Source organism: Odoribacter sp. N15.MGS-14, from assembly GCF_000980245.1.
GTDB lineage: Bacteria > Bacteroidota > Bacteroidia > Bacteroidales > Marinifilaceae > Odoribacter > Odoribacter splanchnicus.
Map to the genome: position 1 here is coordinate 1 of NZ_LARE01000189.1, position 633 is coordinate 633.

A 633-nucleotide genomic window follows, 5' to 3' on the forward strand; every position below is an offset into this window, starting at 1 on the left:
CGCTCGACCCCGGCAAGGCTCGAACATGCGAAAAAAAGAGGAGGTATCCATCGGATATCTCCTCTTTTTCACATCTTATTGAGAGCACGAGACGGGATTCGAACCCGCGACCCTCGCCTTGGCAAGGCGATACTCCACCACTGAGCCACTCGTGCATAGGTAACATACCTTCAAAACCACATATTGAAATCATCTTCACCGTTTCATCAACCAACCAGACCTTCCTGGATAAGCCCTCGACCGATTAGTAACAGTCAGCTCCGTACATTACTGCACTTCCACCTCTGCCCTATCTACCTCGTCGTCTTCAAGGGGTCTTACTTCTTTCGAATGGGATATCTCATCTTGAGGGGGGCTTCACGCTTAGATGCCTTCAGCGTTTATCCCTGCCAGACTTGGCTACCCGGCCATGAGCTTAGCAGCTCAACCGGTACACCAGCGGTCCGTCCATCCCGGTCCTCTCGTACTAAGGACAGCTCCTCTCAAATATCCTCCGCCTGCGCCGGATAGGGACCGAACTGTCTCACGACGTTCTGAACCCAGCTCGCGTACCGCTTTAATGGGCGAACAGCCCAACCCTTGGGACCTACTTCAGCCCCAGGATGCGATGAGCCGACATCGAGGTGCCAAACC

General features: G+C 53.9%; 1 tRNA gene and 1 rRNA gene. Both read right to left on the reverse strand.

Annotated features, from left to right (window positions below):
* Positions 1-83: 83 nt before the first annotated feature.
* Positions 84-155, reverse strand: a tRNA-Gly gene (locus WS34_RS15035).
* A gap of 69 nt (positions 156-224) precedes the next feature.
* Positions 225-633: ribosomal RNA gene (locus WS34_RS15040) — 23S ribosomal RNA — on the reverse strand; the annotation flags it as partial.